The sequence below is a fragment of the Arthrobacter sp. OV608 genome, from assembly GCA_900110595.1.
Taxonomy (GTDB): domain Bacteria; phylum Actinomycetota; class Actinomycetes; order Actinomycetales; family Micrococcaceae; genus Arthrobacter.
Genome location: FOEZ01000003.1, coordinates 210,109 through 237,092, shown reverse-complemented (window position 1 = coordinate 237,092; position 26,984 = coordinate 210,109). Strand labels below are relative to the sequence as shown.

At 66.7% G+C, this 26,984-nt stretch carries 23 protein-coding genes; 13 read left to right on the top strand and 10 right to left on the bottom strand.

Translation table 11 applies throughout. The annotated features are described in order from the left end of the window. From BMX78_RS05905 to BMX78_RS05890, 4 genes are all read right to left on the bottom strand, one after another. The gene (locus BMX78_RS05905) at nucleotides 1-987 is read right to left on the bottom strand and encodes an NAD-dependent epimerase/dehydratase family protein (RefSeq protein WP_091417586.1); all 987 of its coding nucleotides are present in this window, start codon (nucleotides 985-987) and stop codon (nucleotides 1-3) included. Continuing rightward, nucleotides 984-3,698, bottom strand: a complete 2,715-nt coding sequence (locus BMX78_RS05900) for an alpha/beta fold hydrolase (RefSeq protein ID WP_091417583.1) — start codon at nucleotides 3,696-3,698, stop codon at nucleotides 984-986. Before BMX78_RS05900 ends, BMX78_RS05905 begins: the two co-directional genes overlap by 4 nt. Next, a complete protein-coding gene (locus tag BMX78_RS05895) occupies nucleotides 3,692-4,714 on the bottom strand; it encodes a 3-oxoacyl-ACP synthase III (protein ID WP_170850700.1) in 1,023 nt (340 codons plus the stop codon). The genes BMX78_RS05900 and BMX78_RS05895 overlap by 7 nt, the downstream gene beginning before the upstream one ends. 180 nt (nucleotides 4,715-4,894) lie before the next feature. Further along, nucleotides 4,895-5,362 (bottom strand): hypothetical protein, encoded by a 468-nt coding sequence (locus tag BMX78_RS05890; protein WP_091417578.1) that lies wholly within the window; start codon nucleotides 5,360-5,362, stop codon nucleotides 4,895-4,897. A 126-nt stretch (nucleotides 5,363-5,488) separates the two neighbouring features. Here BMX78_RS05890 and BMX78_RS05885 point away from each other — a divergent pair, with 126 nt between their 5' ends. Both BMX78_RS05885 and BMX78_RS05880 read left to right on the top strand, forming a co-directional pair. Then, entirely contained in the window at nucleotides 5,489-5,980 is a 492-nt protein-coding gene (locus BMX78_RS05885) for a hypothetical protein (protein WP_091417576.1), read from the top strand. A 254-nt stretch (nucleotides 5,981-6,234) separates the two neighbouring features. Continuing rightward, nucleotides 6,235-6,501 (top strand): hypothetical protein, encoded by a 267-nt coding sequence (locus BMX78_RS05880; protein WP_091417574.1) that lies wholly within the window; start codon nucleotides 6,235-6,237, stop codon nucleotides 6,499-6,501. A gap of 33 nt (nucleotides 6,502-6,534) precedes the next feature. On the opposite strand, the gene BMX78_RS05875 is transcribed toward BMX78_RS05880, so the two are convergent. Continuing rightward, nucleotides 6,535-7,431, bottom strand: coding sequence for a diacylglycerol/lipid kinase family protein (locus tag BMX78_RS05875; protein ID WP_091417572.1), 897 nt, complete (start codon nucleotides 7,429-7,431; stop codon nucleotides 6,535-6,537). Nucleotides 7,432-7,619: 188 nt separating this feature from the next. On the opposite strand from BMX78_RS05875, the gene BMX78_RS05870 reads away from it, so the two are divergent. The 3 genes from BMX78_RS05870 to BMX78_RS05860 all read left to right on the top strand — a co-directional run bounded on the left by BMX78_RS05870 (nucleotide 7,620) and on the right by BMX78_RS05860 (nucleotide 12,349). After that, complete coding sequence (locus BMX78_RS05870; protein WP_091417569.1) at nucleotides 7,620-10,367, top strand: PEP/pyruvate-binding domain-containing protein; 2,748 nt, start codon at nucleotides 7,620-7,622, stop codon at nucleotides 10,365-10,367. After that, on the top strand, nucleotides 10,364-10,963 hold the full coding sequence (locus BMX78_RS05865; protein WP_170850699.1) for a DM13 domain-containing protein: 600 nt from the start codon (nucleotides 10,364-10,366) through the stop codon (nucleotides 10,961-10,963). The genes BMX78_RS05870 and BMX78_RS05865 overlap by 4 nt, the downstream gene beginning before the upstream one ends. 147 nt (nucleotides 10,964-11,110) lie before the next feature. Further along, nucleotides 11,111-12,349, top strand: a complete 1,239-nt coding sequence (locus BMX78_RS05860) for an MFS transporter (RefSeq protein WP_091417566.1) — start codon at nucleotides 11,111-11,113, stop codon at nucleotides 12,347-12,349. A 749-nt stretch (nucleotides 12,350-13,098) separates the two neighbouring features. On the opposite strand, the gene BMX78_RS05855 is transcribed toward BMX78_RS05860, so the two are convergent. Next, nucleotides 13,099-15,249 carry an amylo-alpha-1,6-glucosidase gene (locus BMX78_RS05855; protein ID WP_091417563.1) on the bottom strand — a complete coding sequence of 717 codons (2,151 nt, stop codon included), beginning with the start codon at nucleotides 15,247-15,249 and terminating at the stop codon, nucleotides 13,099-13,101. Nucleotides 15,250-15,465: 216 nt separating this feature from the next. Here BMX78_RS05855 and BMX78_RS05850 point away from each other — a divergent pair, with 216 nt between their 5' ends. Beyond that, a complete protein-coding gene (locus BMX78_RS05850; protein ID WP_091417561.1) occupies nucleotides 15,466-16,395 on the top strand; it encodes an SGNH/GDSL hydrolase family protein in 930 nt (309 codons plus the stop codon). A 72-nt stretch (nucleotides 16,396-16,467) separates the two neighbouring features. Continuing rightward, a complete protein-coding gene (locus tag BMX78_RS05845; RefSeq protein WP_091417558.1) occupies nucleotides 16,468-16,833 on the top strand; it encodes a DUF488 domain-containing protein in 366 nt (121 codons plus the stop codon). 9 nt (nucleotides 16,834-16,842) lie between these two features. Here BMX78_RS05845 and BMX78_RS05840 read toward each other — a convergent pair whose 3' ends face one another. Then, nucleotides 16,843-17,178, bottom strand: a complete 336-nt coding sequence (locus tag BMX78_RS05840; RefSeq protein ID WP_091417556.1) for a cupin domain-containing protein — start codon at nucleotides 17,176-17,178, stop codon at nucleotides 16,843-16,845. 122 nt (nucleotides 17,179-17,300) lie between these two features. Next, nucleotides 17,301-18,170: a DUF1295 domain-containing protein gene (locus BMX78_RS05835; protein WP_091417554.1), complete on the bottom strand. Its 870-nt coding sequence runs from the start codon at nucleotides 18,168-18,170 to the stop codon at nucleotides 17,301-17,303. A gap of 163 nt (nucleotides 18,171-18,333) precedes the next feature. Here BMX78_RS05835 and BMX78_RS05830 point away from each other — a divergent pair, with 163 nt between their 5' ends. The 3 genes from BMX78_RS05830 (at nucleotide 18,334) to BMX78_RS05820 (ending at nucleotide 22,316) form a co-directional block, all read left to right on the top strand. Beyond that, nucleotides 18,334-19,239, top strand: coding sequence for an SAM-dependent methyltransferase (locus BMX78_RS05830; RefSeq protein ID WP_091417551.1), 906 nt, complete (start codon nucleotides 18,334-18,336; stop codon nucleotides 19,237-19,239). A gap of 14 nt (nucleotides 19,240-19,253) precedes the next feature. Next, nucleotides 19,254-20,930, top strand: a complete 1,677-nt coding sequence (locus tag BMX78_RS05825; RefSeq protein ID WP_091417548.1) for an FAD-binding dehydrogenase — start codon at nucleotides 19,254-19,256, stop codon at nucleotides 20,928-20,930. Between the two features lie 87 nt (nucleotides 20,931-21,017). Beyond that, the gene (locus BMX78_RS05820) at nucleotides 21,018-22,316 is read left to right on the top strand and encodes a hemolysin family protein (protein ID WP_091417545.1); all 1,299 of its coding nucleotides are present in this window, start codon (nucleotides 21,018-21,020) and stop codon (nucleotides 22,314-22,316) included. A 1-nt stretch (nucleotide 22,317) separates the two neighbouring features. Here BMX78_RS05820 and BMX78_RS05815 read toward each other — a convergent pair whose 3' ends face one another. Together BMX78_RS05815 and BMX78_RS05810 are read right to left on the bottom strand one after the other, a co-directional pair. Then, nucleotides 22,318-22,752, bottom strand: a complete 435-nt coding sequence (locus BMX78_RS05815) for an SRPBCC family protein (protein ID WP_091417970.1) — start codon at nucleotides 22,750-22,752, stop codon at nucleotides 22,318-22,320. 92 nt (nucleotides 22,753-22,844) lie between these two features. Further along, nucleotides 22,845-23,726, bottom strand: a complete 882-nt coding sequence (locus BMX78_RS05810; protein ID WP_286138813.1) for a MurR/RpiR family transcriptional regulator — start codon at nucleotides 23,724-23,726, stop codon at nucleotides 22,845-22,847. A 109-nt stretch (nucleotides 23,727-23,835) separates the two neighbouring features. Between BMX78_RS05810 and BMX78_RS05805 the strand changes: the two genes are divergently transcribed. The 3 genes from BMX78_RS05805 to BMX78_RS05795 are packed head-to-tail and all read left to right on the top strand — an operon-like array spanning nucleotide 23,836 to nucleotide 26,972. Next, nucleotides 23,836-25,230: an MFS transporter gene (locus BMX78_RS05805; protein ID WP_091417542.1), complete on the top strand. Its 1,395-nt coding sequence runs from the start codon at nucleotides 23,836-23,838 to the stop codon at nucleotides 25,228-25,230. Further along, on the top strand, nucleotides 25,227-25,718 hold the full coding sequence (locus tag BMX78_RS05800; protein ID WP_286138812.1) for a GAF domain-containing protein: 492 nt from the start codon (nucleotides 25,227-25,229) through the stop codon (nucleotides 25,716-25,718). Before BMX78_RS05805 ends, BMX78_RS05800 begins: the two co-directional genes overlap by 4 nt. After that, nucleotides 25,719-26,972: a metal-dependent hydrolase family protein gene (locus tag BMX78_RS05795; RefSeq protein WP_091417538.1), complete on the top strand. Its 1,254-nt coding sequence runs from the start codon at nucleotides 25,719-25,721 to the stop codon at nucleotides 26,970-26,972. Nucleotides 26,973-26,984 lie beyond the last annotated feature (12 nt).

The window sequence follows — 26,984 nt, the reverse complement described above, 5'->3', positions numbered from 1 at the left end:
TCAGGACCGGCCGGCCGGCTTGGTCCCGTAGTGCCCGGCCAGGCGCGCCAGGCCCTCATCGATCGAGACGGCGGGTGTCCAGTCCAGGAGTTCCCGGGTCTCGCGCTGGTCGAACCAATGGGCAGTGGAGAGTTGCTCGGCGAGGAACCTTGTCATCGGCGGCTCCTCCTGGCGCCCGGCCCAGGTCCAGGCCTTCTCCACCACTGCTCCCGCCGCCCGCGCCACCCCACCGGGCACAGACCACGACGGCGGGCGGACACCTCCCGCGGCACAGATCCCTGCCAGCAGCTCACCCACCGGGCGGGGCTCGCCGTTGGTCACCACCATAGCCCTGCCGTGGATATGGTCCATCCGGTGCAGTCCGGCGACGATTGCTGCCGCGGCATTGTCCACGTACGTGGTGTCGATCAGTGCCGCTCCGGCGTCGAGCAGCGGGAGGCGGTTCCGGCCGGCGCGGGCCAGGACCCGTTCCACCAGCTGGGTGTCCCCCGGGCCCCACACAACGTGGGGACGAACCGCTGCCACCCGGAAGTCCGGCGTGTCCGCTGCCAGGGCCAGCAGTTCCGCCTCGGCCTTGGTGCGGGCGTAGTCGCCGTGCGCGTGCTCCGGGTCCGCCGGCTCCGCGCCCTGCCCGGCGATGGCGGCGCCGGAATTGGCTACCGATGGGGAGGACACAAACACGACGTCCCGCACGCCGGCGGCACGGGCGCAATTGAGCAGACGGCGGGTCCCTTCAACGTTCACCTCATTGAACTCCGCAGCCCGTCCGGTGAAGGAGACCTTCGCCGCCAGGTGGATGATTCCGTCGGCGCCTGCAACTGCTGCCCGGAGCGCCGCATCATCCGTGACGGACCCGCAGAAGTCCGTCGCGCCGTCGACCCCCGCTGGACGGCGCTGGAACGTCACCACATCATGGCCCTGGCGTACCAGCAGCCGCGCCACCTCTCCCCCGAGCAGCCCGCTGGCGCCCGTGACCAGGACCCTCATGGCTTGCCCGGACGGCCGCCGGCCAGCACCCGCGAAGCCCAGCGGGAAAGGCGGGTCCTGTCGATCTTGGCGTTGTGCCGGATGTCCGTGGGCTGCGCGGGGACAACCAGCACGGCGGAGACTTTCACGCCGGCCTCCAGTGCGGCCTTCCGGACCCGCCCAGCCAGCTGTGGCTCAGCGGGTCCGGCTTTGCGGACCGGAGGGGAAGTTTCGACGACGGCCACCACGGCCTGGGTGCCCGCCGGTCCGACCCCGGTGATCGCCGCCAGCCGTACACCCTCCAGGCGTTCGATGGCCTGTTCGGCACCCACGGGGGTCACCACACCGTCGGGTCCCGTGACCACGTGCGCGAGGCGTCCTTCCACCCAGAGCCGGCCTTCGGCGTCGAAGTGCCCCACATCGCCGGTACGGTGCCAGCCGGGCAGGCTGGCGCTTTCCCGCTGGACCAGCCAGAGCCTGTCGTACGTTTCCTTGACGTGCGGGGCACACACCAGAATCTCGCCGGCGATGCCGGCCTCCGTCACGGGATCGGCCCCGGGGGCGGTGCCGTCCGGCGCCAGTGGGACGATGGCCACCTGCGCGCCGTGCACGGGCCTTCCCACGCACACGCCATTGCCCGCTCCCGCCACGGCGTCTGCTCCAGCGGAGGTGCCGGCGGCAGCATCGGCGTCGGCCGTTTGGATCTCCTCCAGGCTGATATCGGTGACCGGCAGCGCCTCGGTCATCCCGTAGGGGGTGTGCAGCGAGGCCCGGGGCAACAGCCGCTGCACATTGGCCAGCAACGGTTCCGGGACGGGGGCGCCGGCAGAGAGCAGGAGATCAACACGTTCCAGGGCTTTTTGCCCTGCGCTGCTGAGGCCGTCTTGCGTGGCAAGGACGTTGCGCAAAGCCGCCGGCGAGGCGAAGACCACCGTGGCGTCAATGGCCGCGGCAGCGTCGGCGAGCGCGCTGGCCGTCAAGGTGCGCGGCGCGGTGACGTCCATGGCCGGCGTCACCGACACCGCACCGAGCGCCGGTCCCAGCAGCGCGAACGGGGCGAACCCTGCCACCAGCCGGGCACCGGGACGGATCCCGAACGTTTCGGCCACCGTGTCCCGCATCGCCGCCAGCTTCCGGTGCGTATAAAGCACACCCTTGGCTGGGCCGGTGGAGCCGGAGGTGAAGAGCACGGCGGCCGGGGCATCCGGGTCCACCATGTCTGTTGAATGACCCGGTCCGCGGCCGGCTCCGGAGCGGGCCAGGGTGTCGAGGGACGTTTCCGCTCCCAACAGCCGACGGCGGGTGGCCGGGAGGTCCCGCACGCTGATCCGCTGTCCGGGCCAGCCCAGCATTGAAGCGGCCGCGAGTGCCTTGTCGATGCCGATGAGGAAATCGGGGGTGGCGCCTTTGACGGCGCGGCTCAGGCCCCTGGTTCCCAGTCCGGCGTCGGCCACCACCACCACGGCGTTCAGCCGGAGGCAGGCGTAGAGGGCCACGGTCAGGTCCACCCCGGGCGGAACCATCAGGCTGACCCGGCTGCCGCTTTCCACCCCCGCATTCTTCAGCCCCGCGGCGAGGTCCAGGATATTGCGGTCCAGTTGCCGCCAGCTGAGCGACCGGGAAGCGGTGCCGTTCGGGGTCATTTCGACGACGGCGGTATCCGCTCCCGCCGGTCCTGATGCCTGATGCTGAAGCGGGTGCCAGAGGGGCCGGAACTCGCCCGGCGCCGGCTGGGCCGCGTCCTGCTCCTGGCCGCCGGCAGGCGTGGCTACAGGTTTTGTGGACTCGCCCTCGCTGACACCCTCAACGTTCCCGGCAAGCCACTGGAAAACCGGCGTGGCAATGTCCCGGTCCTCCGCCACAAGATGGCCGGCGCCTTCGAAGCGGTGCACCTCCGCATGCGGGAGCCTGTTGATGAGGTCCTTGAGGTACCGGTCGGAGAAGATGGGATCCCGCGGGCCCCAGAGCATCAGCGCCGGGACCTTCAACCCGCGCAGCCCTTCCGCCACCCCACTGAGCGCCGGAAAGCTGGGATGGGAGGCGTCAACGGGGATGTCGGCAACGAAGTTCCCCACTCCTGCCCTGCGGTCGGCTCCGCGGTAGGGGGCCATGTAGGCGCTGCGGACGTCGGCAGGAAGCGGCGGGTGTGCCAGTGAGTGCGTCACCCGCAGGAAAGCGTCCGACGTCGTGGTCCCCCACTTGTGCACGGCCGGGTGCAGGGCAAGCCGCAGGGCCGGCGGGATGGCCTGGCCCGCGGGCTGGTGCACGGCGGTGTTGGTTAGCACCACCGCGGCCAGCTGTTGCGGATGCGCGAGCGCCCAACCGAGGCTGATGACGCCGCCCCAGTCGTGGCCCACAGTGACCACCGGCCCGTCCAGGCCCAGGGCGTCCGTGAGGTCGCCGAGGTCGTTGATCCGGTCGGCCAGCCGCCGGAACGTGCCGGTGCGCTCCGAGTAGCCCATGTCCAGCTGGTCCACCGCCACAACGCGCCACGGGCGGGCCGGATCGGATCCGGCAGCCAGCAGCGTCCGCCAGAGATAGGACCAGGTGGGGTTGCCGTGCACGCACAGCAGGGTGCCGGCGGGAGCCAGGCCACGGCGGGACAGCTGTGGGCCGTTGTCCAGCAGGTGCCAGCGGCGCACTGTGCCCGGGGCATCGGCGGCGGACGTGGAAGCAACCTCGATTTCACGCGGCCACTCCGGGTCCACGCCGGGCCAGTTGGCGGCTACCAAACGATTTCCATCATCGCGGTGTTCAGTCCGGATCCGACGCCCATACAAAGCACCCGGTCCCCCGCTTCCAAGGACTGCGCCTCGGCCGCGAGCGTCATGGGCAGCGACGCCGGGCCCACGTTGCCCCAGTGCGGGAACGTAATGGGCACCCTGGCGGGGTCCAGGTCGATGGCGGCGATGATGGCCTGGGTGTAGGCGTTGCTCACCTGGTGCGTGACGTACCGGTCCATGGCGGCCCAGTCCCACTCTGCCCGCGCCTCGTGCCAGGCGTCGACGACGAGCTGCAGGCCGCCGTCGAGCAGTCCCTTGGTGTCGGTGGCCATGCCGTCAATGCCGCCCACGCACAGCTCGTGGTGTTCGGTGCCGGCGCGCATCACGCCGCCCACCACCCGGTGCGAACCGGGGTGCTGGTCCGCGGGGCCCAGGACGGCGGCGGCGGCGCCGGAGCCCAGGGTGAGTGTGGCGAACTCCCGGTTGAAGTCCTCGCGCGTGGTCTCGGGCCGCTGCAGCCGGGCCAGCGTGGCCTCCTGCGTTGCCTCGGCGTCCTCGCCGTTGACGATCATGGCGTAGTTGATCTGGCCGGAATCGATCATGTTGGCCGCCAGGGTCAGGCCGTTAACGAATCCCAGGCAGGCGTTGGCGAGGTCGAAGTTCATGGCCGACGACGGCAGGCCGAGTCCGTGGTGAATCTTCACCGCAACGGACGGCTCAAGGTTCCGCCGGGTCACCGAGGTGTTGATCAGCAGGCCCACATCGGATGCTTCAACGCCGGCCTCCGCCAAGGCCTTTGCCCCCGCTTCGGCGGCAGCATCATCAAAGGACGTTCCGGCCGCCCACCAGCGCCGGTGCGTGACGCCCGCTACGCGTTCCAGCAGCCGGGGCGGGAACTTCAGCCGCTGCAGGGTGGAAGCCAACCGGCGGTCAAAATCCGTAGAGCTCACGATCCTCGGAGCCTCGACGCTGCTTACCGAGAGCAGCGCGGTGTTGCTGTGCCGGAAGGTTGCATTCCCTGCCAATTCAAGCCCCTGTTCGTCCGTCCTGCGTGCATGCGGCAAAGTACCCATCAGGGCAAACGCAGAGCTTAATAATGCCCGTCCGTGCCCGGCATCCGCGAAATGCCGATGGTAAGCATGCTTAGGAAAGGATACAGCCGGATCCAGGGACTGCCCCTACGAAACAGGCTGAGGTAGTACTCCTCAAGGCTGGCTGGCTGAAACAAGCCGGTAGGCGAAGCGGCCCTCCAGCCCACCGTCCGGGATCATCGTGAGGCCCGCTCCCTCGGAAGGCAGCAGCACTGGCGCCTTGAACATCGTCCCCGTGCAGGGCACCTGCACGGGAGCCAGGACTTCAACGCCTGCCGCCGTGGACACGGACAGCTCAGCTCCCGGCAGCCAGTCGCAGACGAACTGGAGCTCGTACTGGCCCGGTGCTGCCATCAAAGCGGCGGTGCTGGTGGTGTTTCCGCTGCTGGTGCCGCGAAGCTCGCCGGGCAGCCGCGGCTGCAGCTGCTCCTCCGACCACTCGGACAGATCCTCCAGCTCGGAAGCCCGGTGGTCCGGATTGGTCTGGACTTTGACCCCGGTTGCGGCAGGCCCGTCATGATGGTCAGCTTGGCTCCGTACGTCCCGGCACAGGCACCGGAAACCATATCCATTCCTCCGCACCGTGCCGGCACTCCCCCAGAAGCTGCCATGGCTCCGAGTCTATGGCCTCCTGCTGGCGACGCCGGCTAGGGAGACCCGCGGCTGCCCGGCGTAGGAAGGAGTGGCCAAAGGGCGCATAGTTGAACCATGACCAGTCCTTACACCCGCGGCGACTCCTTGAGCAGCGGTGCTTCCCGGGAACACATCAGGCTAGCGCTCGTGGAATACGGCGCCACGGACGTTGTTTTCAGCCAGCGCGGTCATCAGAGCGCCATCGCCTTCAGGGGCGGCGGAAGACAATTCCGGATAGTCGTTTCCTTGCCCGACTCTGACGGGAGTGTGATCACCCCGGGGGACACAGCGCAGGGCCCCATCGGCGAAGCGAAGGAAAAGGCGCTTGAACGCGCCAACCGCAGGTTTTGGCACGCCCTGTCCGTGTCAATAGACGCCAAACTGGCAGCGGTGGCGGCAGGCCTTGCCACTCTGGAATCCGAATTCCTGGCCCACGTGGTCCTCCCCGGGAACCACACCGTTTTGGACGAGCTGGAACCGGTCATCGAGTCTGCATACCGCTCCGGCCGGCGTCCTTCCTTCGGTGATTCCGCACCATCGCTGAGGCTGGCTCCGGCGGTCCCGTAGCTTGCCGTAGATTGCCCCGGCTGCACCCGCTGAATGTGCGCTGTTGGAGCGTAGACTCGCTGTACGTCGGGACGGCCGTGACTGGACATCCGGTTCCCTGATTACGAGGACGGCCATGATGGCACCACAGGCCGGAACGGGCATCAACCGTCGCCCCTCCCTGCAGTGATCCGGACCCGGGCCGCTGACCCCCTGCCACAACCGTTCCTCGTTTCCTGCGGACGGACAGTGGACCACAAGATCGTTGGCACGCAATGACCGACACTTTTATCCAAGACCAGTGGCACCGGCTCCCTTCAACGGTTACGCAGTGGTTGATCGAAAACCCCGGCTGCATGATCCTTCCCCGGACCTTGTCTGCGGAAATCAGTGCAGCCACCGGCCACCCCCTCAACGAGGACCCGCACGGCGAGACTACGCTCTGCCAGGAGGACGTGGATTTCATCCGCATGAAGTCGCACGAAGCCGAGACCGCGAAGCCAGATTCCGGGTACACGTTCTTCGACTCCGTGCAACCCTAGGCAGCGCCAGGAAAGCACCCCGGCGAAGATCCGTCAGATGGTGGTGAGGGCACCTTTGGCGCTCTCCACGAGGACATGCGTGCCCGCCTGGACATGCACCACTTCGCCGTCGATCTGGCAGGGAACTGCATTGCGCGTGGTGAAGGCATAACTGCTGACCGCGGGTTGATGGCCCAGGCCCAGCGTGACGGCGCGCAGTGTCATCAGCGCCATCTTCCACCGACCGGCATGGGGCAGCGTCACCACCTCGAACCGGCCATCGTCCGGGTGGTGCGCTTCGCTGACTGTTCCGTACTTCGCCATCCGGGAGATGTTGGCCAGGATCAGGCTGTCGAACTGCGCCGTGGCCCCGTCATCCCGCACAAGCTCGAACGGCCGCAGGCCGGAGAGGGTCCGGGCAACGGAGATGAGTTCGAGGACCTTTCCTTTTCCGCCCTTTTCGATGCCGATCGCCATCAACGGTGTGAGCCCGAACCCCACGTAGGAGTGGGCGTACTGGACCTGTTCACCGCCTGCGCGGCGGAATGTGATGCGCAGCAGGTCAATGTGCCGTACCCGGCGGTCGCGGATGGCGTCCGTCAGCGGCCTCGCGGGCAAGCTCCGGTGATGGTCATTGGCATTACCTGCAGGAAGGACCGTGCACACCGCCCTGCTGCCGGGAACGTCCATCACCCCGTTGACTACCTCGTTGTATCCGCCATCGCCGCTGACTGACACGATGAGCGGGGTTCCTCGCCCGGCCTCGGACCTCGCCAGGTCCCTGGCATGCCCCGCAAAGCCTGTTGGGAGCAGCTCCACAGGCAGGCCCTGCAGGTCGAGGGCCAAATCCCGCTGCAGCACTTCTATGCGCCCGGCCATTCCGGCCCTGCCCGGATTGAAGATCAGGACTAAGCGGTCGAAGGGGGCGGCAGGTGCCAGGTCATCAGCCATGGTGTTCATCCTTCAGGCGCTGCTGCGGTTAAGTCCAGCCGAGGCCTGGCCGCCGCCGTTCTGCCGCACTGAGGGACACCGCCAAACCGGCCACACCCGGAAGTTATGGCCACCCGCCCGCGGCAGTGCCAGTATGTGGAGAACCAGTTCAACTCCAGCCGCCCCTTCCGGGCAACAAGGACGCGTTCATGAGCTATATCAATGATCTAGCCAAGGTGGGTCGCGGCGACGTCGCCGGGGCCGGCGGCAAGGCCGTGGGCCTCGGCGGCCTCATCCAGGCCGGGCTGCCGGTCCCGACGGGGTTTGTGCTCACCACTGCCGCGTATGCGGATTTCGTCACCGACAACAACTTCGCGACGGCGGTTCAAGACCTGGCCACGCTCCCGCCGCAGGCACAGCCCCGGGACTATGAGGAGGCCTCGGAGCGGATCAGCTCACTGTTCCAAGGCGGCACCATGCCCGCCGGGATCGCAGCCGAACTGGCCGAAGCCTACGGGCGGCTCGGCAACGGCGATGCAGCTGTGGCGGTGCGCTCCTCCGCCACCGCCGAGGACCTGGCGTCGGCCAGTTTCGCGGGCCAGCAGGACACCTACCTGAACGTGCGTGGCGCGGAGGCCCTGATAAAAGCGGTCATCGACTGCTGGGCTTCGCTCTGGACGGCGCGCGCCATGGCGTACCGTGCCCGCGAAGGCGTGGCACCGGATGGGGTGAGGCTCGCCATCGTCATTCAACAGATGGTGGAGGCGGACGCGGCCGGGGTTATGTTCACCGCCAACCCCACCAACGGGCGGCGGGACCAGGCGGTGATCAGTGCCGCGTGGGGCCTGGGCGAATCGGTGGTCAGCGGGACGGTCACCACCGATGACGTGGTGGTCGACGCCGGCACCGGCGCTGTGGTCTCGCGGCAGACAGCGGACAAGGACGTCATGACCGTCTACGCGGAGAACGGAACGCAGGAGCGGCCGGTGGCGGCAGCCCGCCGTCGAGAGCCAGTGCTCGATGACCACGCCGCCGCCCAGCTGGCCCGGTACGGCCGGCAGATCGCAGACCATTTCGGCACGCCGCAGGACATCGAGTGGGCGCGGGCCGGCGGCCGGTTCCACATTCTGCAATCCCGGCCCATCACAGCACTGCCCGAGCCGTCGGCAGACACCCCGGACACATGGCCCCTGCCCTATCCGAACGGGCTCTATTTCCGGGCGAGCATTGTGGAACAGCTGCCGGACCCGCTCTCACCACTGTTCGCCGATATGATTGACGGCTCCGTGGCGCGGTCGCTGAAATCCCTGATGGCCGAAGCCCTGGGCAGGACCGTGATCCGCGACGGCGACGTGGGGCTGCCCACCATCAACGGCTACGCCTACTACTATTACCGCAACTCGGGCATGTGGCGGATGATGCGCAAGCTGCCAAAGGCCTTGGGCGCCCTGGCCCGCGGCAAGGCGCACATGGGAGTGGCCGGCTGGCGCGGGTTTTCGCACCCGCGGTACGTAAACGTGATCAAGGACTGGTCCACCAGGCCGACGGCGGAGCTCACCAGCGAGGAACTGCTGGCGGGAGTGCAGGCGCTGCTCGACGCCGGCACCGTCTACTACACGGCCGTGCAGTCCATCATTCCGCTCGCCGCCACCAGCGAGATCTCCTTCCAGGCCTTCTACGACAAACTGGTCCGGCGCGACGGCGATCCCCCTGCCCAGACATTCCTCCTGGGCTACGACAGCGAACCCATCCGTGCAGAAAAATCCCTCTACGACCTCGCCGGCTGGGCCCGCAGCGATCCCGGGCTGACCTCGGCCCTGCTGGACGAGCCGACGGCGGCGCTCGCCGAGTCCCACCACACCGGCACCCCGCCCGCAGGCGTGAACGATGGCCTGTGGCAGGAATGGCGTTTCGCGTTCAGGGAGCATCTGGCCCTCTACGGCCACGCAGTCTACAACCTGGATTTCGCCAGCCCGGTACCTGCCGACGATCCGTCCGCCCTGCTGGAAACCGTGAAATTCTATCTGGGCGGGCAGGGCACCGACCCGCATGAGCGGCAGCGGCTGCTGACCGAGCGCCGGGAATCGCTCACTGAGCAGATGGCCGCGCGGCTGGGGCCGCGCCGCCGGGCCGCCTTCCTCCGCCTGCTCCGGTGGGCGCAGGACACAGCACCGATCCGCGAGGACGCGCTGGCCGACGTCGGACTGGCCTGGCCTTTGCTGCGGCAGATGCTGCTGGAACTCGGGCAGCGGCTGGTGGGCTCCGGCGTCATCGCTGCGCCGGACGACGTGTTCTGGCTCCGGCACCAGGAGCTCCGGAGCGCGGTGGAGTTCGGCCTTGCCGCTCCCGGGGCGCAGGCCGCCGTCCTTATTGCCGGGGCCGAACGGCCCGTCCGCGCCGCCGCCGTCGAGGAACGCAGGATGCTGTGGCGGGGCCAGGTGAAGGCCGCCGCGCCGCAGATGCTTCCGGAAAGCCGCTGGATGGACAAGGCCTTCGGATCGATGATGCCGGCTGGCCCCCGGCAAAAGCCCGGCGGCGTGATCAAGGGTGTAGGAGCGAGTGCGGGCAAGGTCACTGCGCCCGCCCGCGTCCTGACGGGTCCCCAGGACTTCGGCACCATGCGGCCCGGCGACGTCCTGGTGGCCCGCATCACCACTCCGGCGTGGACGTCGCTGTTCGCGATGGCTTCCGCCGTGGTGACCGATGTGGGCGGTCCGCTGAGCCACAGCTCCATCGTGGCCCGCGAGTACGGCATTCCCGCCGTCCTTGGTACCGGCGTGGCCACCCAGCGGCTGGCCACCGGCCAGCGGATCCTCGTGGATGGCGACGCCGGGACGGTCACGATTGATGATGCTTCCCTGGATCGGAAGGCCGCCGGGGACACGCCGGGCAGTTCCTCGTCGAACGGTCTTCCAGGCCGGAACGGGGCCGCGAATCCGGACGTTGACGTTACATGAGAAAGCGCAGAATCCTTCCGGCTGCGCTGCTTCTTGCCGCCATCGTGGTGGCGGCAGGCCTCTACCTGTTCCAGCCCTGGCGGATCTTCACCAGCTCAACGGTCATCGAGGATCTTCCGGTTGCCCCCGCCCCGGCCTCGCAGTCGCAGGGATCCGCGGAAACGCCGTCCACGCCGTCCGCCGGCGCTGCGCCTTCGGCCGGTATCGCATCCTCCGCGGGCCCCGCACCCTCCGCCGTCGCCGCTCCGCGGGAACTGGCAACAGGCCAACTCATCTCCCACGAACACGCCAGCTCGGGAACGGTGAAGATCCTCGAGCTGCCTGACGGGAGCCGGATCCTCCGCTTCGAAGGCCTGGACACCTCAGACGGCCCCGATCTGCACGTATGGCTCAGTGATGCACCGGTGGTTGAGGGAACAGCAGGCTGGTACCTGTTCGACGACGGCCGCTACCTCGATCTGGGCTCCCTCAAGGCCAACAAAGGCAACCAGAACTATGAGATTCCGGCGGCGACGAACCTTGGCGACTACACCTCGGTCAGCATCTGGTGCGCCCGTTTCACTGTGTCTTTCGCCGCCGCCAAGCTGACCACATAGCCCGCCCCGGCACCAGTTGGATGTCCGCTGCGCCACGCCGGAACATGCACGGAAGCCCTTAGTTCACCGGGTAAACTTGTTAGAGGAACTGTTAGGCCAGAAGCGTCCGGTTCCACACTCCCTCCCCCTTGAATGGAACACCCCTTAATGTCCTCCGCGATTTCCGCGCCGGCGCCCCAGCGTTTCCCGCTGGCCGCCATGATGGTCCTGGCCACCATCGCCTTCACCGCCATCACCACCGAGCTGCTCCCGTCCGGCCTGCTCCCCCAGATCAGCACCGGGTTGAACGTGTCCGAACCGGTGGCCGGCTACCTCGCCGCGGCCTACGCCGCCGTCATTGTGGTCACCGTGGTGCCCGCCGCACGGCTGCTGGCCAACATCCCCAAGCGGCCCTTGCTGGTGGCGCTTGTCCTGACCTTCGCCCTGAGCAACGCCCTGGTGGGCCTGGCCCCGGACTTCACCTTCGCGATGGTGGCCCGGCTGGTGGGCGGCCTGGCGCACGGGCTCCTGTGGACCACCATGGCCCCGTACGTCGCCCGCGTGGTCCCGGCGGACAAGGTGGGCAAGGCGCTGGCCATTGTGTTCAGCGGCAACAGCCTGGGGCTGGCAATCGGTGCACCCATTGGCACTGCGCTGGGCACAGTCCTCGGCTGGCGCTCGGCGTTCCTTGCCCTCGCCGGATTCGGTGTGGCCCTTGCGGTCCTGGGCTTTTTCTTCCTCCCGTCCGTCAAGCGCGGCGCCGGCGAAGCCCGCCCCTCCATGCGCGCGGCCATCGTCCAGCCCGGCGTGAAGTCCGTGGCCATCGCGTGGCCATTGCTTGTCCTGGCGCACTTCGCGCTCTTCACCTATATCGCCCCGTACATCCGCGAAGCCGGCCTGCCGGACTACGCCATCAGCCTCTCCCTCACCGTCCTGGGCGTCTCCGGCCTGCTGGGCATCTGGATCGCGGGCATGACCGTTGATTCCCACCCGCGCCGTTCGCTGCTGATTACGACGGCGGCAATTGCAGCTTCGATGCTTACCTTGCCGTTTGTGGGTGGCAGCCTCTTCTTCGCCCTGGCTTTGATGACCGTGTGGGGCGCGGGGCTGGGGGCCATCGGCATCTACAACCAGTCCGCCATCCTCCGGGCCGGCCGTGAGAACAAGGACGCAGCCAACGGGCTGACGGTCCTGACCATCCAGCTGGGCATCACTGTCGGCGCCCTCTACGGCTCGGCCTCGCTGGTTATTGCCGGGCCTTTGCTGGTTCCCGCGGCGGCTGCGGTCCCGGTTCTTGCCGCGCTGGTGATCGCTTGGGCGGGGAAGACGGCGGCCTACCCGCCGGGCCCGCGCGAGTCCACGTGGAAGAGCCCGCGGCCTGTCGGCGAGCGCAAGAGCCTGCACTAGACCGTTGGAATGACTCCGAGCCGCTGCATCCCAGTACTGGTCCGGCCCGCTCCAGCCCAACTCAACCGCGGATTCCCCTGGCACCCATTCCGCGCCGCCGCCCCGGCGGGTGGTCCGTTGCGGGGTGGATGCGGCGCCAGGGCCTGTGAACGTGGCTGACGGTGGGGTCCGCAGGAGGGGATGCTGTTGCTACCAGCGACGATCCATGCCTGCGGCGCCGCAGCCTGAGGAGTACGAATACGGTCAAGCCCAGCCAGGCCAATGCCACACCAAAAATAAGAAACACCGCCGGGATCGCATCCATGGCTCAGTTTAGGCGCGGGACCCTGCACGGGGCTTACCCGTTTTCCGGCGTCCGGCTACGTGCTTTACGGCTATCCGGCGGCGGGTACCTGCTAACGCTTCTGCCTCTTGCGAACCCAAAGAAAGGAGCCGGCGACGGCTGGGGGGTGGTGCCCGTGGTCTCAGACGGACACTCTCGTCGCCGGCCCCGGCCTGGTACCTGAGAATGCCCTCAGGAAGTTCAACGGGCGGAGACCTCAGCGCCGTGAATCTCAACTGCGCTGTGCAGCAAGCTTATGCAACACCCTCCGGGTGCGGCACGAGTAGCCGGTACTCGTTTACAGGCCGGCGCCTTACCTGCCGGGCCTGGCGCAGCCGCACGACGCCGTCTCCCCCGTGTTCCGTGGCGAAGGCGTACGCGGCGAAGGGATAGCTTGTGACGGTTCCGCGCCAGGCCGGCGCCAGTCTTAGTCGGTGGCCAGGGCCGAACGCATCTTGACCAGTTCGTTCAGCGGCGGGCGCGGCTCACGACGCAGCCTGATGTTTTCGGGCAGGCCCCGGACGTTGACTGTTTCACCGTCGATGTGGATTGAGAGCCGGTTGTCATCGCCGGAAAAGGGGACATTCTCGAAGTGGAAGTACGTGTTGTGCGGGGGCAATGTGGGTGCAAGCCAGACCTCGTCCCAGGGCAGCCCGGGATCGAACCGCAGCAGGGTCCGGATGAGCTGGACGGGGGCGGCCGACGCCCAGGCCTGCGGGGAACAGGAGGCAGGGTACGGGACGGGGTCGGGGTAGGCTGCCCGGTCCAGTCCGCAGAAGAGTTCCGGCAGCCGCCCGCCGAAACGGTCCGCCGCCTCCAGCAGGGAGTACGCCACTTTCCGGGCCTCCTTGACGAAGCCGTGCCGCATGAGTCCTGCGGCGGCGATCGCATTGTCGTGGGGCCACACTGATCCGTTGTGGTAGCTGGCTGGATTGTAGGCGCCCATGTTCGATGCCAGTGTCCGTATCCCCCACCCGGTGAACATTTCGGGGGACATCAGGTGTTCCACCACTTGCGGCGCCTGGGAGTCATCAACGATTCCGGTCCACAGGCAATGGGCCATGTTCGAAGCCAGGGCGTCGACGGGTTTCTTGTCCCGGTCCAGGGCGATCGCGTAATAGCCGCGGTCCGGGAGCCAGAACTGGTCGTTGAATTTTCGTTTAAGTGTGGACGCTTTGGCCAGGCAGGCATCAGCCGTCGCTCCGTCACCCGCGGCGATCGCCATCAGCGCCCGGCCGAGGTAGGCGGCATAGGCATACCCCTGGACTTCGCAGAGGGCGATGGGCGGCTCCGCGAGGGACCCATCCGCGAAATTCACTCCGTCCGCGGAATCCTTCCAGCCTTGGTTGCGCAGGCCCTTCTCCGTTTTCCGCTGGTATTCGATGAAGCCGTCGCCGTCGCTGTCACCACAGTCCTCCATCCACCGGATGGCCCGGTCTGCCGCCGGAAGCAGCCGGCGGGTGGCGTCATCGTCAAGCCCCCACCTGCTCAGCTCGGCCAGGACGACGACGAACAGCGGGGTCGCGTCGACGCTCCCGTAGTACACGCCGCTGCCGCCCAGTGCGAGCCCGGCGCTGGCGCCGAGGCGTACTTCATGGAGGATTTTCCCCGGCTCCTCTTCGGAGGCTGCATCCACTTTTGTTCCCTGGTAATCCGCCAGGGTCAGGAGCGTCCCCTTCGCCAGGGAAGGATCCAGGAGCAGGGACATAAAAGAGGCAAGGAGGCTGTCCCTGCCAAACAGTGCCATAAACCAGGGTGCACCTGCAGCAACCACAGCCCGGTCAGGGTGCTCCGGGTTGAAAATGCGAAGGGACCCCAGGTCTTCCTGGCTGCGCCTGATGATCTTCTCCACCGAGCGGTTCCGCAGGTTGGCCGTCGGCATGGACTTGCGCCATTCCATGACACGGCGGACGGCATCCGCTGCGGGCACGCCTGTTTCGGCGTCCGGCTCCCCGGCAGTCCCTTCCAGCAGGGGTGTGGCCGAGATGGTGAATGACCAGTGCCCGTGGGCTTCGATGGTGGCGGCCAACACCAGCCTGTCCCCCTCGACCGTGGCACCAGGGCAGGCGACGGCGATGCGCCGGGTGTGGCCATCCCGCACTGACTCCAGCGTTACTCCGTCCTGAATGAATCGACGCGACCGGTGCCGGGGAACCCGCTTACCTTCCTTCACCTCGAACAGGCTGGCAAAGTCGGCGTCAACAAACAGCTCCACATGGCAGTGCTGCGGAATCCGGGAGTAGTTATGCACCGTGACTACCTCCGTCAGGCTTGTTCCCAGCTTTCGTTCCCGGTCAATGAGGAGGGAGGTATCGGCATGATCGGGCCTGCGGGCCCTTCCGACGAAGACTCCGTGGAAGGGGTCCGGCGTACTCGCCGACAACGCTTCAACCGGCAGGCCCTGGACTTTCAGGGCCCAATCACTGATGAAGCGGGTGTCCTGGAAGAACACTCCGTGAGGGAGGCCCGCTGCCATATCCCCGTTGGAGGACGAAATGCAGAAAGAAGTCCCCTGAATCAGGGTGACTGCTCCGGGACCAACGGAGCCGGCGTTATTCTCGACATCCCCGTTGGCCATCTTCGGCTTCTTCCACAGCACTTCACGGTCGAAACATCTCCCCTAACTATCGGAGATCCGGTTGCCTCCGGCAAGAGGCCACACGCCGGGTCATTGCCTGTGCACGGACCCCGCAGGAGATTGAGGGCGTTAGGCGGGAGGAACGGGAACATCATTGCGGGTCAGACGGTTATCACCATATAAGAACGTTCTTCCACACCGGAGGGAGGCACGGCGATGAGGTGGCGTGGCCCAGCCGCTGCCCGGAGTCTGGTTCAGGATGATGGACCAGCAGGCGCCCGGCCGTCCCGCACGGAGCGCCGGAACGTTGCCCGAAGCCTGCAGACTGACGACGGCGTGCACCCGTGGAGCCGGTACGTGGCACTGGGTGATTCCTTCACCGAGGGGGTCGGGGATCCGGAACCGGCCAGCGCAGGAGGACTGCGGGGGTGGGCTGACCGGGTTGCCGAAGAACTGGCTGCGGGCCGGGCCAATTTCGGCTACGCCAACCTGGCAGTACGGGGCCTGTTGCTGCAGCAGATCATGGACCAGCAGATCGGCACGGCACTGGCCCTTCAGCCGGACTTGGTCACCCTGTCAGCCGGCGGAAACGACATGGTGTTTCACGGCACTGATCCGGACAAGCTGGCCGCAAGACTCGAGGCCGGTGTGAGCCAACTGGCTCAGGCAGGCCCAACGATCGTGTTGTTCACCGGACCGGACTGGGGTTCCACCCTGGTCCTGGGCCGCAACCGTGCGAAGGTGGCCATCTTCAACGAAAACGTCCGCGCCCTCGCTGCCCGCCACGGCGCACTCATCGCAGATCTGTGGGCGCTGACCCAACTCAGGGAACCCCGGATGTGGGACCCTGACCGGCTTCACCTCTCGCCGCTGGGGCATCACACCGTGGCCATGGCGGTACTGGAAGCCCTCAACGTCCCGCACACCCTGCAGCCCCTGGAGCCCAAGAGCCTGCCGGCAAGCAGCTGGCGCCAGGCAAGGGCGGGCGACCTGTCCTGGGCCAGGGCATACCTTGTCCCCTGGGTGGTCAGGCAGGTCCGGCCCCACGGAACGGATGGGGAGCTGCGCGCCAAACGCCCGTTCGCCGGCCCGGTGTTCCCGGCCGGAAACCCGCCGGCACCAGCCCTGGCCCAAGTGAAGAGTTAGCGTTTGGGTGAGCGGGATTTCTCCACATTGGACCAACCGACACGGGGGGTGCCGCGCAAAGGAGGCCAGCCCATGGCGATGCAGCATCCAGTGAGGGTACGGCGGATCTATGACGATCCGCTTCCGGCAGACGGCACCCGCGTCCTTGTGGACCGGCTCTGGCCACGCGGATTGACCAAGGAAAAGGCGCATCTCGATGACTGGTGCAAAGGCGTAGCCCCGTCCACCGAACTGCGGAAGTGGTACGCCCACGATCCCCGGCTTTTCGATGAGTTCAGCCGGCGCTACCGGACGGAACTCCAGGAGCCTGCCGCAGCCACAGCCCTTGACCATCTCCGCACCCTTGCCGGGCAGGGTCCCCTGACGCTGCTGACTGCCACCAAGGAACCCGGGATCAGCGAAGCAGCGGTGTTGTGTGAGCTGATCACCGCGGGGTGAGGCGGTGGCTTACCGGTCCAGCTTCACCGCTGTGAACAGCACCGCCGAGTCCTCCTCGGCCTCCAGGCTGTGCATCCCGTCCGGGACAATCAAAAGGTCCCCGGCCTTGCCCTGCCACGCCTCGCCGCCGGACTTCAGCCACACGGATCCCTTGAGCACGAAGACTGTGGCTTCGCCGGGGTTCAGGTGTTCGCTGAGCTGGGTGCCGGCACGGAAGGCCATGACGGTCTGGCGCAGCCTCTTCTCGTGGCCGCCGAACACCGTGTCTGAAGCACGTCCACTGGATTCCGATACGGCCGCCTCGAGTTGCTGGCGGGCCAGGGCATCAATCGATATCTTCTGCATGAGGACACCGTACCCACGGGCCGCGCCCGGATCGAGCTAACGCTGCCAATTCCGGCCCACAAAAGAACCGCGACGGCGGCACCCGGCCGGGTGCCGCCGTCGTACGCCCTGATCCCAGCCCGCTACATGAGCTTCGGAACCAGGACGGGGGTGTCCTTTTTGTAGGCCTCATAGTCGGGCTGGCCGCCCCACTTCCTGTCCGCCTTCTCCTCGAGGGGCGGCACGCCGCTGCCCCGGACCAGCAGCAGCGCCACAAACACCGGCGACACCAGGGCAACCCACTGCCAGCCCTGCAGCACGGGCAGGGCGATGATGGCGATGCCCACCCAAAGCGTGATCTCGCCGAAGTAATTGGGGTGCCGGGACCTGGACCAGAGGCCGGTGTTGATGAAGCGGCCTTCGTTGGCGGGGTCGGCCTTGAAACGGGTCTTCTGGACGTCCGCCACCGTCTCCAGCGCGATACCCAGCGCCCACACCAGCAGCCCCACCCAGAAGAACCCATCCAGGCCCACCTTCTTGTCCGAGGTGATCGCCACCCACGCGAGGGCAGCCGTAAGCACCACCCACAGGCCCTGCAGGGTCCAGGTGTTCAGGAAGCGGGCGAAGTCAGTCTTGAGCTCATCGAAGCGGTCGTCCTTGCCGTGCTTCATCACCCGCCGGAACAGGTAACTGCCAAGCCGGACCGCCCACAGGACCACCATGGCCGCCAGCAGCAGTCCGCGCGCATCCACGCCCGGCGAGGCCAGCACCACGAACACCGTGATGGCGATATAGGTCAGGGCACCGGTGAGGTCGTAGAACTTTTCCGACTGCGCCTTGTAGGACGGAACGAACACCAGCCACTGGATCACAAACGCGGCAGCCACCCCCAGCGCGAACACCGGCAGTCCTCCCATCGTGGAGCCGCCCTGGCTTCCGGCCACGGCAATAAGCACCCCCGCCCCCACGGCGATGGGGACGCTGATGAGTGCCTTCCGGCTCTTCTCGTTCATGCGGTTGGTCCTTTCAACGGCGCTCGCTCACATAGTCTTCGGAGCGGGGAGCGTGGTGTATGGGTGGCGTGCGCCATGCTGTGAGCGAAGCAGGAGGAGAGTGTCAGTCCCCGGGGGTAGGCTCCGTGTCAGGAGAACTGACCACCCGCAGGAGGGGCAGCACATGACGGAGTTCGAGGACCAGGGCGTGTCTTTGACCGCCCTCGCCGTGGCTGCGGGCCGGGCCGTGGAAACCTCCCGGCCCGATGCCCTGGTGAAGGACCCGTTCGCTGCCGCCCTGGTAGAGGCGGCCCATTCCCATGTGGATTTCCCGACGGCGTGGCCTTCCGATCCCGGGGCCTTGTCGCCTTTGCAGCAGCCTCTCCTGCTCGCTTCGATCTACATCGGCGTGCGGACCAGGTTCATCGACGACTTCCTCCAGTCCGGGCCGGCCACGGGGCAGACTGTGGTTCTGGGGGCAGGGCTGGACACCCGCAGCCACCGGCTGGCCTGGCCCGAGGGCAGCAAGGTCTTCGAAATCGACCACGCCAACGTCCTGGACTTCAAAGCAGGCGTGCTCGCACGCCTGTCGCCGCCGCCGGCGTGCGAGCTCATCACCCTGGCCGCAGACTTGGCCGAGCCGTGGCGGGCACTCCTCCTGGCAGTCGGCTTCGACGCCGGCCAGCCCACCACCTGGGTCCTCGAAGGCCTGCTGCCCTACCTCGATTCCGCGGCCCAAAAAGCTGTGCTGGCGGAGGTGATGGAGCTGTCCGGTCCGGGATCACGAGCTGTGATCGAGCGTGCCGTACCGCTGCCCAAGACAGAGGACTTCGAAGCCAAGCTCCGCGACTTCAGCCTGCAGACCGGGCTGCCCATGAGCGAGCTCCTGGCCCGGGCCGACCCGCCGGACCCGGAGAAACTGTTGACAGGTGCAGGGTGGCGCTGCGAAGGGCACGCGGTCCAGGACCTCTGCGTAACCTACGGGCGCACGTTGTCGCTCAGTCCGGCTGACCCCGCCCACCGCGCCAAGCCCGAGCAGCCCCCACACGACCATTCCCGCGGCGGCTTCGTGACCGCCTGGCGGCCTTAACCGGAGGAACCACGATGGACGCGGACGTCATTATCATCGGCGGTGGACTTGCCGGGCTGGTGGCCAGCAACGAACTGGTCATGGCCGGCAAGCGCGTGGCCATCCTCGACCAGGAGAACGGCGCAAACCTGGGCGGCCAGGCGTACTGGTCCCTTGGCGGGCTCTTCCTGGTGGACACGCCCATGCAGCGCAGGCTTCGGGTGAAGGATTCCTTTGAGCTGGCGTGGCAGGACTGGCAGGGCTCGGCGCAGTGGGACCGGCTCGGCGGCGAGCATCCCGAAGACGAATGGGCGCAGCAGTGGGGCCGCGCCTACGTCGAGTTCGCGGCCGGCGAGAAGCGCCCCTGGCTGCAGGAACAGGGCATCAAATTCACCCCGCTGGTGGGCTGGGCCGAACGCGGCGATGGCAGGGCCGGCGGCCATGGCAACTCGGTCCCGAGATTCCACGTCCCGTGGGGAACGGGCACCGGCGTCTCCGAACCTTTTGCCGAAAAGGCGCGGGCTGCTGCGTTGACGGGGCGGGTGAAGTTCTATTTCCGCCGCCGCGTGGACGGTTTAACGTTCGACGGCGGCAGGGTCGCCGGAGTGCGGGGCAGCATCCTGGCACCCGATTCGTCGCCGCGCGGCGTCGCCTCCAACCGGGATGTTGCTGGCGAATTCGAGCTGCACGCCCAGGCTGTGGTCATTGCCAGCGGAGGCATTGGCGGCAACCACGATCAGGTGCGCAAATGGTGGCCGCAGCGCCTCGGCACTCCGCCAGCGAAGATGATCACGGGCGTGCCGCAGCATGTGGACGGGCGGATGCTGGACATCGCAGACCAGGCGGGAGTCCGGCTGGTCAACCGCGACCGCATGTGGCATTACACGGAAGGAATCCAGAACTGGAACCCCGTCTGGCCGGACCACGCCATCCGGATCCTGCCCGGGCCGTCGTCGCTCTGGTTCGATGCCCTGGGCCGCCGGCTCCCCGCACCCGGCCTGCCCGGCTATGACACGCTGGGCACTCTCAAGCTGCTGCGGACCACCCCGGATATCCGGCAGTACAGCCATTCCTGGTTCATCCTCACCCAGAAAATCATCGAAAAGGAGTTCGCCCTTTCCGGTTCAGAGCAGAACCCGGACATCACCAACCGGGACCTGAAGCTGTTGCTGAAGGCCCGGCTGGGCCGAGGCGCCCCTGCTCCCATCGAAGCGTTCAAGGACCATGGCGCGGATTTCGTGGTGGCGGACAACCTGATCGAACTGGTCAAGGGCATGAACGGCCTCACCGACGAACCGCTCCTGGACTACCAGCACCTGCGCCGCCAGATCGAGGAACGCGACGCGGAAGTCCAGAACCGCTATTCCAAGGACATCCAGGTCACGGGCATCCACAACAGCCGCCGCTACCTCGGGGACCGGCTGTTCCGCACCGTGAAGCCGCACCGCGTCCTGGACCCTGCGGCAGGGCCGCTGATTGCAGTGCGCCTGCACGTCGTCACCCGGAAAACGTTGGGCGGCATCCAGACTGACCTCACCGGCCAGGCCCTCGGCCAGGACGGCTCCCCCATCCCCGGCCTTTACGCCGCCGGCGAGGCCGCCGGGTTCGGCGGCGGTGGTGCCCACGGCTACAACGCGCTCGAAGGCACATTCCTGGGCGGCTGCCTCTTCACCGGAAGGACTGTGGGCCGGTCGCTGGCAGACAGGCTGTAGACGCGGCGATCTTAGATCCGACAGGCCGTGTGCCTGCGCACGGTCCGTCCGCACCCAACCCGCAGCGCGATTGGGTAGTGTCTGATCATGGACAGCGACACCCTGGCCAATTTCCTGTTGGTCCTCTTCTTTGTGCTGCTGGGCGGCGTCTTCTCCGGCACTGAAATGGCTCTGGTGTCCCTCCGCGAGAGCCAGGTGCGCCGGATGGAGAAGTCCGGAAAACGCGGCGCCCGGATTGCAGCACTGGCCGGGAACCCCAACCGTTTCCTCTCAACGGTGCAGATCGGCGTGACGCTGTCTGGCTTCTTCTCGGCGGCCTATGGCGCCTCGACCATCGCGCCCGACGTCGAACCCCTCCTGCGGGGCATCGGCTTCGGCGCCGCGGCAGAGCCCGCCTCGTTCATCGGCATGACGCTCCTCGTGGCATACCTCTCCCTGGTGCTGGGCGAACTGGTACCCAAGCGGCTCGCCATGCAGAGCGCCGTCGGCTTCACCAAGATCCTTGGTCCTCCCCTGCATGTCCTTTCCGAGATCATGCGGCCCGCCGTCTGGCTGCTCTCCGTGTCCACGGACGCCGTCGTGCGGCTCTTCGGCGGCGACCCTAACGCCAAACAGGAAAGCGTCACCTCGGAAGAACTCTGGGACATGGTGGCCCAGAGCGAGGCGCTGGAAGAACACAGCCGCATCATCCTTTCGGACGTCTTCGGGGCCGGGGAACGCTCGCTGCAGGAGGTGATGCGCCCGCGAACCGAGGTGACGTTCATCAACGGCAACCTCACCATCGCGGCAGCCCGCAACATGGTCCGGGACGGCCCGTACTCCCGCTATCCCGTCATCGACAAAACGCCCGACGACGTCCTCGGCTTCATCCATCTGCGCGACCTTATGCCCCGGGATGCAAACTACGACGACGGGCTGGTGCGGGACATCGTCCGGGAGATCCTCCCACTGCCGGGGACCAACAGGGTGCTGCCCTCCCTGTCACGTATGCGGAGGCTGGGCCAGCACATCGCACTCGTGGTGGACGAATATGGCGGCACGGACGGGATCGTCACCCTGGAGGACCTCGTTGAGGAGCTGGTGGGCGAAATTTACGACGAGTATGACGCCGGCGCGGACCCCGAGGACCAGGTCACCAGGGCCAACGGTTCAGTAGACGTCGACGGCGCGCTGATCCTTCAGGAGTTCGCTTCGGCTTCCGGGATTGAACTGCCTGAAGGGCACTATGAGACAGTGGCCGGGTTCGTTATCGATCGGCTGGGCCGACTGGCGCGGGTGGGCGACAGCGTGGAAGTGGCAGGACACCTGCTGACCGTCACCGCGATGGACAAGCTGCGGATTTCACGGATCCACGTCTCGCCCCTGGAAGGTCAGCCGGAGGCATGATTCACCGGGCCTCGAGGACAGCCTTGAGGTTGGCCAGTTGGAAGACTTCCTTTTCCATGGTGCGCTGGACCATTGGAGCGAGGACTTTCATGAGTCCTTTCGGCTGCAGGTCCAGGGTGAACCGGACCGCCGTCCCGCCCGGCACGGGGGTGAGGTGGTAAGCACCGGTTGGCCTGGCGGGACCGGCGACCACCTGGAAGCCGAGAAGCCTGGAGGGGTCCGCTGCAGTGATCTCGTAATCGCCGTCAATGGACCGCCCGCCTGGCCCTGCAAGGGTCTGCCGGTAGACAGCACCCAGGGCTCCGGCGTGGCCGCTCTTTAGTGAAATGGCCTGCACTCCGGAACGCCAGGCCGGGTTGTTCGACCCGTCGGCCAGGAAGGCGTAGACATCTTCCGGTGAACGGCTGATGGTGGTCTCGTTCTCGGCGTGGGTCATGTCCATACTGTATGCGCTGCCGGGGCGACGCCGCCTGAGGGCAGCCCTCAGCGCAATGCTGGTCCCTCCTGGCGGGTAGGCCGTTCCTGGTCCTAGGAGCTTGAGCGCGGATGCATGATCCGCATCTGGTCCCAGGTCCGTTCCGACGCGGCGATGTTTTTATTGGACCGCTCCCGGTCCAGCGAAGCGAGTTCGACGGCGATCGCCTGCACCGCAGCGACGGCCCCGGTCAGCGACGGGAAAAAGCCGGCGCCTTCAGTGGGAACGACAATCCTCTGCTCGGCGTGCTCCGCCACGGGAGACCCCGCGCTGTCCGTGATCGAAGCGATGGCGGCGCCCGCATTGTGGGCGATCTCCATGGCCCGCACAGTGCTGTCATAAACCCGCCACAGGCTGATCGCGATCACAAGGTCCTCCGAGGTCACCCGCGCGAGAGTATTTGTGAGTGCGGCGACGTCGGCGTCGAGCAGCCGGACGTTGTAGCCGGCAATGACAGTGTTGTGCTCCAGTGCCTTGCCCGGGATCGCGTAGCTGCCCGCGGCGACGATCAGGGTCTGCCGCGCCCCCGCGATCAATTCAGCGATGGAACGGACGGTGGCTGGATCCAGCGTGCGCTCCAGGTGGGCGAGGTTGGCCCGGTCCGTGGAGACGGCGGCCTGGGCAGGGCTGCTGATGTGGCCGTTGTGCTCGGCCGCGACTTCGAGGGCGCTCAGGGATGCCAGAAACCGCGAGCGGAGCTCGAACTGGAAGTCGGCCCAGCCTTTGAATTCCAGTGCCTGCGCCGTTCTGGTCACCGTGGAAGCGTTCGACGACGCCGCTGCCGCGATGTCGCTGACTGAACCGTAGGAGGCAAGCCGGGGCTGCGAGCGGAGGACGCCGATCACCTGCATCTGGCGGGCAGCGAGTTTCCTCCCCTGCACCCGGCTGTCCAGCCACTCAGTGACCGACGACGAGTTGGTTTCCTGTTGCACCACCTATTGACCTACCTCACACTCTGGCGTAATTTCGATTACATCACATCTGCACAGATCTGTGCATATTCCTCAAAATGTACAACTTGGCCCACTCTGGCAGGAATCCCCAATGTCACTTACAGCACGCTTGGACCGCCTGGCTCTCAGTCGCCCACACTACAAGCTTCTCCTCATTGGAGGCCTCGGTTACTCGTTCGACGGCATGGACGGTGCAGTGGTCGCCTTCCTGCTCCCGCGCATCCAGGAACTCTGGGGCCTTAGCAACGCAAGCCTGGGCCTGGTGGGGTCCGCTGCCCCGCTCGGCTTCTTCTTCGGAGCCATCCTCTCGGGATGGATGGGCGACCGTTTCGGCCGCAAGAAGGTGATGCTCTGGGCGCTTGCCTTCTACTGCCTCATGTCCGTAGTTGCCGCCACGGCCCCCAACTTCGAGGTCTTCCTGATTGCACGGATCTTTGCAGGATTGGGTGCCGGCGCAGAAAGCGTCATCATCGCGCCGTTCCTGTCCGAGTTCATTACGCCGAAGCGCCGCGGCTGGTTCATTGGAACACTGGCCGGATTCTTCTCCTTTGGCTTCGTGGGTGCAGCACTGATTGGCCGTTTCATCGTCCCGATGGGCGAGGACGGCTGGCGCTGGGCCCAGGTGGTCACCGCCGTCCCGATCCTCCTCCTGCTCTGGTGGCGCCGCAGCCTGCCCGAATCCCCCCGCTTCCTCATCAGCCGCGGCCGCATCGCCGAAGCGACCGAGGTGGTGGAGCGCTTTGAGCAGAGCGTGGTGAAGGCAACCGGCAAGAACCTTGCCGCGCTTCCGCCAGCCACCGAGGAAATCACCAAGCACGAGCAGAAGATCAGCATCTGGAATGCCCTGAAGTTCATGTGGTCCAGGGCTATGCGCCGCCGGACCGCCGTGATCTGGCTGATCTGGTTCGTGATCACGTTCTCCTACTACGGCTTCTTCTCCTGGATCCCAACCTTGCTGGTGGGCCGCGGCATCACCGTCACCAAGAGCTTCGAGTACTCGATCATCATTTACCTCGCACAAATTCCCGGTTACTTCTCCGCCGCCTGGCTGAACGACCGGATCGACCGGAAGAACACCATCGCCCTGTACCTGACCGGTTCCGCGCTCAGCGCCTTCTGGCTGAGCCAGTCCAACGATTCGGGCATGATCCTGGTAGCCGCGGCAACCCTGTCCTTCTTCCTGAACGGCACCTATGCCGGGGTTTACGCCTACACTCCCGAACTGTTCCCCACCTGGATGCGGGCCACCGGCGTCGGCCTGGCCAGTGCCGTGGGACGCATCGGCAGCATCCTGGCCCCGTCCATCATCGGCATCTTCTCCGTGGCGCTCGGCTTCGGCGGAGTATTCGTGATGACAACGGTAGTCCTGACCATCGGCGTCCTGGGCGTGGTCATCTTCGGCGCTTCCACCGCCGGCAAATCCCTCGAAGACATCAACGCCCGCGCCGAGCATGATCCGGCGCCCGCGGGAACGGGACAGAAATGACAGAAACATCAATGAAATCGGACGTCGTCTTCCAGCAGGTCTTCGACGCCATGCGGGAGGATCCCGGCGTCATCCTTTTCACGGTGCTGCAGTGGATCCCGGAGCGGTCCAGCCTGCGGCGGCTCTTCACCAGCCATCCGACGGAGTACCCGGTAGGCGGTGAGAAAACGGTGGAAATCTCCCCCGGCTGGCTCGGAACGGTGATCGAAGACAAGAAGCCGTTCTTGGCCCCGGATCTGGCCTCGCTCCGTGAGGTCTTCGCCGATTCCGAACTCATCCAGCGGCTCGGCTGCGGTGCCGTCATCAACGTTCCCGTGCTCGACGGCGGCAGCAACGTGGTGGGTGTCCTCGCCCTGCTGGACGCGGAAGGCAGCTACACGCAGCAAAGCGTGGAAGCCGCCGTCGCCGTCGTCAATAGGAACTTGACCGGCCTCACCGAAGCCTTTGCCGCCCATCCCCACGATGTCCATGGGAAGGACACCATCTAAATGAGCACCCCGAACACCCAGGCCCCGGCTGAAGAAACCGCCGTCCTGGTGATCCGCAACGCCAGCGTGCTGGACGTGGACGCAGGCACCTACTCGACTGCCGACGTCGTCAGCATGGACGGAAAAGTAAGCCACGTTGGTCCGGACGCCGAGGCACCCTCGGGTGCCCGGGTCATCGACGGCACCGGAAAGTTCGTCCTTCCGGGGCTCATTGACTGCCACGTCCACGTTGTGGCCTCCAGTGCCGACTTCCGGTCGCTGACCTACACGCCGGCGTCGTACGTATACGCGCAGACGGCCCGGATCATGGGCCAGATGCTGCGCCGCGGCTTCACCACAGTCCGCGATCTCTCCGGAGCGGACTTCGGCCTGGCGATGGCACAGCAGGAAGGCCTGCTGGAAGGTCCGAAACTCCACTTCTGCGGGCACGCGCTGAGCCAGACGGGCGGCCATGGCGACATGCGCCTGCCCGGTGAAGACCACGATCCGAACGGGCGGGGATGCTGCGGAATCGGCCGCGTGGCCGACGGGGTGGACGCCGTCCGTGCCGCCGCACGCGATGAAATCCGCAAGGGTGCGCACCACATCAAGATCATGGCCTCCGGCGGAGTTTCATCCCCCACGGACCGCATCGACTCTACCCAATACTCGATGGAGGAGATGCGTGCGGCCGTGGAGGAGGCCGAGGCAGCGAACCGCTATGTCGCCGCCCACGCCTACACGGCCCGGGCCATCAACCGCGCGCTGGAGGCCGGCGTCCGTTCCATTGAGCACGGCAACCTGCTCGACGACGAAAGCCTCCGCCTCTTCCTCGAAAAGGACGCCTTCCTGGTGCCCACCCTGGTGACGTACTGGGCGCTCAAGGAGGAAGGCAGGAGTTTCGGCCTTACCGAAGAGATGTGGGCCAAGGTGGACTCTGTCCTCAGCAGCGGCCTCGAAGCGATCGGCCGCGCCCACGAAGCGGGGGTCAAGATGGCGTTCGGAACCGACCTGCTCGGCGGCATGCACCGCCACCAGAACGAACAGTTCCGGCTGTTGGGGAAGGTTCAGCCCGCCATCGATGCCATCCGTTCGGCCACCACGACGGCGGCCCGGCTGCTGGAGCGCGAAGGCCAGCTAGGCGTCGTGGCACCGGGGGCGGACGCCGACATGCTGGTGCTGTCCGCGGACCCGCTTGAGGATATCGCCGTGCTGGCTGACATTGCCGACCACTTGGACGTACTGGTCCAGAACGGGCGGGTGGTCAGTCCCTAACTCTGGGATGCC